The organism is Apilactobacillus ozensis DSM 23829 = JCM 17196, from assembly GCF_001435995.1.
In the GTDB taxonomy this organism is placed as follows: Bacteria; Bacillota; Bacilli; order Lactobacillales; family Lactobacillaceae; genus Apilactobacillus; species Apilactobacillus ozensis.
In genome coordinates this window covers 1-6,448 of record NZ_AYYQ01000010.1, presented here as the reverse complement: position 1 = coordinate 6,448, position 6,448 = coordinate 1, and the positions used below count along the sequence as shown (strand labels likewise).

The window sequence follows — 6,448 nt, the reverse complement described above, 5'->3', positions numbered from 1 at the left end:
AAAATTTTAATTTGCTTAATATTACTTTTTGTGAGATTCTTTTCTAGTGGATGTTTGATTGTCATGTGATTAAGCGTCCTATTTTCTAATCTTCTCTCCCATACGAATATGGATGATGGTGAAGATATATTAAAATGAAGTGCTGTTTCTGGGTATGAGCTTTTGTGGAGCCTCATCCAGTTCAGCACTTTTAATTTATACATATAAGAATATGCACGTTTACTATGCTTAGTAATTAAACCATTAATTCCATATTTTTTATATATTCGTACCCAAAATAGTACAGTGGCACTACCATTAATATTATACTTGTGGTTCAACGAAGTTGAACCAGTCCCTGATAAGTATTCTAATACTATTTGTAATTTTAATTTGCTACTAAATTTAACCAAAAAAATAACCCCCAAATTATTGAACATTTTATTGTCCAACTTTTGGGGGTCACTTCAGGACTCTTTTATTTTTGGACTATTTTATATAAATGCGTTATTATTCTAGACAATTTAATTAGGGAGTGTTCACTATGACTAATCATCGTTTAGAAAATTTAAGAGCTGCGATGCAGAAAAATAATATCGAAAATATGATAGTTACTAATCCGTTTAATATGAATTATTTAGCACATTTCAAAGGTGCTAATGGAGATGGGTGCGTAGTTATTACTCCAAAAAATATATACTTAATTACTGATTCTAGATATGCAGAAGAAATGGAATCTAAAAACGTTTTAGGGGTAACTTTGAAGATAACTAGAAACTATTATAAAATAGCAGCTGAAATTTTAAATAAAACTGAAGGAAAAGTTGGTTTTGAACAGTCGATTGATTTTGCAAGATTCCAAGTATTGAATCAATTAATTCCTAATCGTTTAGTTGGATTAAAAAATCTAATTGAAAACTTTAGAGATAAAAAGGATTCAACTGAAATCAAAGCGATTCGTAAGGCTTGTCAGTTAACTAGTGAAGCTTATGAAGCTGTTTTAAATTACGTTAAAGTTGGGATGACCGAAAAAGATATTGAATTAATGATATATGACTGGATGATTAAACATGGCGCACAAAAAACAAGTTTTGATACCATCGTGGCGAGTGGGCTGCGTTCATCATTACCACATGGTGATGCCACTAATAAAAAAATTAATAATGGCGATTTAGTGACAATCGACTTCGGCTTTTATTATGATGATTATACTTCTGATATGACCCGAACTTTTGCAGTAGGAAACCCAGGTGCAGAATTAATTAATGCCTATGAAGTGGTATTAAATGCTCAAGATAAAATGATTAAGGCCATGCATGATAATGCTTCCGGTAAATTAGTTGATGCCGCTGCACGTGATTACATTGCCGCTAAGGGTTATGGCAAATACTATGGGCATGGCGGTGGTCATAGTATTGGATTGGACATTCATGAAACGCCTATTTTAAATCCTAGTTGTAAAGCTGACATTCATCGTAATTACATTTTAACGGCTGAACCAGGGATTTATCTGCCTGGTAAGGGTGGTATTAGAATTGAGGACGATGTGTTAGTAACTGAAAATGGACCAGAAATTTTAACTTCTGCTCCTAAAGATTTGATTATCTTATAAATTTTTTAGGTAATAGTAACAATATTACCGTTGCCATTCCTAATCCAGCAATTAAGCCACCTAAAATGTCATTCATATAGTAAGCAATCGTTATACCTACAGCAGTAAATATAAGACTAACTGATATTGAGTAATATTTGTAGTAACGTAGAAAGTCGATAAATTTATTGTTTTTACTAACTCCGATATTTGTCATAAAATGTTTTAAATAAACTAATGCAACTGCATTAGATATTCCAATAATTGTTACTAGTAACAAAGAGATTGAATTAAATTTAATGACCTTAAAACTGTTAAGCATCATTATAGCTAAAAATAATAAATCAATTAACAACAAAATTCTTATCACCGGTTTTAAATTTGCTGCGATTTCTTTTTTCTCTAAATATTCTTTCATTCCAGAATCCTCCTTAAGCAGGGTATCTAATGAAACGTGGTAGAGGTTACTTAACTTAATTAAACTATTTATATCAGGATAGGTCCGTTCATTTTCCCAGCTGGAAATAGTTTGTCTAGAAACAATTAATTTATTTGCTACTTCATCTTGAGTTAACTTATTATTTACTCGTTCGCTTTGTAGTCTTTTACCAAATTCCATTAAAATCACTCCCTTGGTTGACTTTTATCATATGCTAGTGTTCATTCATTATCTAGCTATGTATTGTTGCACTTATTTTATTTGTCGAAAAAGGTAAATAAAAACCATCTAAAGACTTGATTTAGATGGTTTTTTATTATTAATCGGTAAATTATCTTTCTTTATTAATTTTTGCTTTTAAATCTTCATATCCGGGTTTACCTAGTAGAGCGAACATGTTTTGTTTGTAGTCTTCAACTCCAGGTTGGTTAAACGGATTAATACCATTTAAGTATCCAGAAACTGCAATGGCAAACTCAAAGAAGTAAATTGCATATCCTAGTGTAAATGGAGTTTGATCCTTAACGTTAATAATCATATTTGGCACACCACCGTTAGTATGGGCAAGAATAACGCTTTCGAAGGCTTTATCATTTACGTAATTCATAGTTTTACCTTCTAGATATTGAATTCCATCACCATTTTTCCCAGTTACAGGAACATCAATGTCCATGGGTGGATTTTGAATCTTAATGACGGTTTCCATTAAATCACGACGACCTTGTTGAATGTATTGACCGAGTGAATGCAAGTCAGTTGAAAACATGGCTGAAGTAGGGTAGATACCTTTAAAGTCTTTACCTTCAGATTCACCGGCTAGTTGTTTCCACCATTCAGCAAAATATCTTAAATTAGGTTCATAGCCCTCAAAAATTTCATTGGTGTAACCCTTACGGTATAAAATATTGCGGTATGCAGCGTATTTTAAGGCAGCATTTTCTTCTAAAGGTTTTTCGGCAAATTCACTTTGTGCTTGAGCAGCACCATTCATTAATGCTTCAATATCCACTCCAGATACTGCGATTGGCAATAGTCCGACAGGTGTTAATACTGAGTATCGACCTCCAACACCATCAGGAATAATGAACGATTCATAGCCATTGTCTTTTACTTCTTGGCGAAGTGACCCATTTTTAGCATCGGTAGTTACGTAGATACGTTTGTTAGCATCTTTAACCCCATACTTATCAATTAATAATTTGTGGAAGATTCTAAAAGCAATCGATGGTTCAGTAGTAGTTCCTGATTTGGAAATAACGTTAACAGAAAAGTCTCGATTACCAATTATTTTAATTAAACTATTAATATAAGATCCACTAATTGAATTTCCTGCAAATAGAATTTGTGGGAATTCTCTTTTATCGTCTGGTAGGTAGTTAAAATAGCTTTCGTGAAGGTAATCAATTGCCATTTTAGCCCCTAAATAAGACCCACCGATTCCAATTACAACCAATACCTTTGAATTAGCTTGGATATTTTTAGCCGCTGCTTTAATTCGATCAAATTCTGCTTTATCATAATTAGTTGGTAAATCTAGCCATTGACGCATTTGACTTTCTACACCATTACCAGACATTAATAAATCCTTTGCGGTGTTTACCATTGGTTTAATTTCATTTAATTCATTTTTATTTACATACTTTTCTAAAGCTGACGCATCAAAATTTAAATAACTCATATTTTTCACCTTGTATATAGAAAATTATATTTTAACTATATTTTCTTTGTAATATTGTTTTAATGCAAGCGCAAAGTTACCGACAGTGGCAGAACCGTTATCTTCAACTGTTGGCATAGTAATGTAGTGCTTTAAATCACCAACTGATAAATAATTGTTGAAGAGTTTGCTGAATTGGTCTCTAACTTTATCGAGCAATTCTTCACTAACTACGCCACCACCAAAAATAATTTTTTCAGGTCGAATAAATAATGTCGCTTGAATAGCGGCCTGTGCGATGTAAAATGCTTCAATATCCCAAACGGGGTCTGAGATAGGAACATCTTTACCTTTTTTACCAGTTCTAGCATCAAAAGTTGGGCCAGCAGCTAATCCTTCTAAACAATCATGATGATAAGGACATAGTCCCTTAAAGTTTTCATCACCTTGAGCTCTCTTTAAACGAACATGGCCCATTTCGGGATGTCCCATGTAGCCCAAGAAATGTCCGTTATTGACGATACCACCACCAACACCGGTTCCAATCGTGTAGTAAACCAATGAGCGCACTGGCTTATGATTTTTAATGGATGTAATATATTCACCATATGCGGAACCATTAACATCAGTAGTCCAATACATTGGAATTTTAAAGTATTTTTTCATAGTTCCTAAAAAGTTAGTATTGCTCCAGTTAGGTTTTGGAGTGTCAGTAATGTATCCATACTTAGGGTTATCAATTCTGACTTCAATAGGCCCAAATGATGCAATTCCCATTGCTTTAATTTCAGGAAATTTTTGGAAGTATTCTACACATTTGTGTAAAGTTTCTTCTGGAGTTGTAGTGGGAATGTGGACACTATCAATTATTTCGTAATTTTCATTACCTACGGCACAGACGAATTTTGTTCCGCCGGCTTCAATGCTACCAAATAACATATCATTATCTCCTCTCGATGACCCACACCAAGTTGAGATAATTAATAACTCAAGTCAATTTGATATGAATAATCGTAAGCATTATTATTTTTAATACATCTTAAAAATAGCACAAAATGATAACGCTTACAATGAAAATATACTTAGTTTACAAAATATTAATAAGTTGATACTTTAATGTTGTAAGCGATTACATAAAGTGCTATCTTTTAAATTAATGACACAGTATTTATTTTAAATATGAAAGAGGATAATGCTTATGCTGTTTGGTAGTATTGAAGCTCGTGACGATGAAGTAACTTGTGCAGTTGGCGATGGTCAAATTAACATTAAAGATAAAATTGAAATTCCATTAACAACGCCTGAACAAACTTTAAAATCAATAGTTGAGTACTTTAAAAATTTTAATGAAGTAAAAGCAATTGGAGTTTCTTCATTTGGACCTATTGAATTAAGAACATATTCACCAAAGTATGGTTATATTATTGACACTTCTAGAAAAGGTTGGTCTAATTTTAATTTGCTAGGAACATTGCAAAATTATTTGCATGTACCAATGTCATTTACGACGGATGTAAATAGTGCTGCTTATGGTGAATATATTGATTCAATTTTACAAGACAACCCAGTTTTATCACTAGCATATATTACTTTTGGTAAAGGTGTAGGTGCAGGTATAATCGATAACGGTGAATTTATTGGTTATAACGGAAGTCCTGAAATTGGTCATATTATTCCTAAACGCCACCCAGATGATTTGGTATTTAAAGGAGTTTGTCCATATCAAGGCGATTGCTTAGAAGGATTGGTATCCGAGCCAGCAATTCAAGCAAGAATGGGAAAAAGCTATAAAGAAATTTCAATGTTTGATCCAGTGTGGGACATTGTGGCATATTATATTGCTCAAGCTACAATTCAAGCTACTTTAATTACACGTCCTAAAAAGATTATCTTAGGTGGTAAAATAATTAATGAAGTTGAAATTAAAAAAGTTAGAGCACAGTTTGAAAAATTATTCAATGGTTACATTGATGTTGGAAATCTTGAGAACTATATTCAGATGCCATCACATTCTAATCGTAAGTTAGCTATCATTGGGAATTTATCGTTAGCTAAGAAAAAGTTTTATACTGAGGAAACATTTAATGATTAATTATAAAAGGCAAGCCTTTGAAAGGCATGCCTTTTATTTTTTTGTTATTAATGTATAATATAAATATAAAATTATTAATTTTATGTTAAGAAAATTAATTTTATATTAAGTATAAAAGGGAGTCTTTATTTATGAATCTAAAAAAAACAGCATTAGTTTGCGGTGTGGCTTTGTCACTTTTGTCATTATCATCATTTAATACAGTTGCTAGTGCATCTAATAAGCATCATGTTACATATTCAAAATTATCAAAGAAAAACAATAAGAATGTAAAATCTTTGAATAAAAAACTTCGTGCTTTGAAAAAACAATACAAGCATGCTAATAAGCATCAAAGAAAAATTTTGAAAAAACAAATTAACAAATTGGAACATGAAATTAAAACCATAAACAAAAATAATTCACATAAAAAAAATAATGTTTCTGTTAATGATCAAAAATTAGATAATACTAATAGCAAAAATATTGACACCAAAAATAATGTTAAAAAGAATGAATCTAGCATTAATGGTAGTTTAAATACCATATTATATAACTTGAATTCTAGCGATAATCCATCAGATAATTTTAATAATAATTCACAATCTGAAAAAGCTAATAATATTTCACAATCATTATCAAAACAATCACACATTGATGCATATAATGCACAACATCCCACTAACGTTGCCAAAGTAAATGCATACAATG

The 6,448-nt window shown here is 31.6% G+C and carries 7 protein-coding genes; 3 read left to right on the top strand and 4 right to left on the bottom strand.

Annotated features, from left to right (window positions below; genetic code table 11):
- A partial coding sequence (locus FD06_RS02435) for a helix-turn-helix domain-containing protein (RefSeq protein ID WP_056965867.1) occupies positions 1-392 on the bottom strand: 392 nt, incomplete at its 3' end.
- A 131-nt stretch (positions 393-523) separates the two neighbouring features.
- Here FD06_RS02435 and FD06_RS02430 point away from each other — a divergent pair.
- Positions 524-1,591, top strand: a complete 1,068-nt coding sequence (locus FD06_RS02430) for a M24 family metallopeptidase (RefSeq protein WP_056965865.1) — start codon at positions 524-526, stop codon at positions 1,589-1,591.
- On the opposite strand, the gene FD06_RS07500 is transcribed toward FD06_RS02430, so the two are convergent.
- The 3 genes from FD06_RS07500 to scrK form a co-directional block, all read right to left on the bottom strand.
- The gene (locus tag FD06_RS07500; protein WP_082605263.1) at positions 1,581-2,189 is read right to left on the bottom strand and encodes a helix-turn-helix domain-containing protein; all 609 of its coding nucleotides are present in this window, start codon (positions 2,187-2,189) and stop codon (positions 1,581-1,583) included. The two genes, FD06_RS02430 and FD06_RS07500, sit on opposite strands and share 11 nt — an antisense overlap.
- Before the next feature lie 151 nt (positions 2,190-2,340).
- On the bottom strand, positions 2,341-3,687 hold the full coding sequence (locus FD06_RS02420) for a glucose-6-phosphate isomerase (RefSeq protein ID WP_054658853.1): 1,347 nt from the start codon (positions 3,685-3,687) through the stop codon (positions 2,341-2,343).
- Positions 3,688-3,711: 24 nt separating this feature from the next.
- Positions 3,712-4,605, bottom strand: a complete 894-nt coding sequence (gene scrK, locus FD06_RS02415; RefSeq protein WP_056965863.1) for a fructokinase ScrK — start codon at positions 4,603-4,605, stop codon at positions 3,712-3,714.
- 259 nt (positions 4,606-4,864) lie between these two features.
- On the opposite strand from scrK, the gene FD06_RS02410 reads away from it, so the two are divergent.
- Positions 4,865-5,758 (top strand): ROK family protein, encoded by an 894-nt coding sequence (locus FD06_RS02410; protein ID WP_056965861.1) that lies wholly within the window; start codon positions 4,865-4,867, stop codon positions 5,756-5,758.
- 131 nt (positions 5,759-5,889) lie between these two features.
- Positions 5,890-6,448 (top strand): hypothetical protein (locus FD06_RS02405; RefSeq protein WP_202812973.1); only part of this gene is annotated, 559 nt, incomplete at its 3' end.

Excerpts from the sequence above, each read along its gene's own strand:
- scrK (WP_056965863.1), bottom strand. The coding sequence starts at position 4,605 with ATGTTATTTGGTAGCATTGAAGCCGGCGGAACAAAATTCGTCTGTGCC.
- FD06_RS02430 (WP_056965865.1), top strand. The coding sequence starts at position 524 with ATGACTAATCATCGTTTAGAAAATTTAAGAGCTGCGATGCAGAAAAAT.
- FD06_RS02410 (WP_056965861.1), top strand. The coding sequence starts at position 4,865 with ATGCTGTTTGGTAGTATTGAAGCTCGTGACGATGAAGTAACTTGTGCA.
- FD06_RS07500 (WP_082605263.1), bottom strand. The coding sequence starts at position 2,189 with ATGGAATTTGGTAAAAGACTACAAAGCGAACGAGTAAATAATAAGTTA.
- FD06_RS02420 (WP_054658853.1), bottom strand. The coding sequence starts at position 3,687 with ATGAGTTATTTAAATTTTGATGCGTCAGCTTTAGAAAAGTATGTAAAT.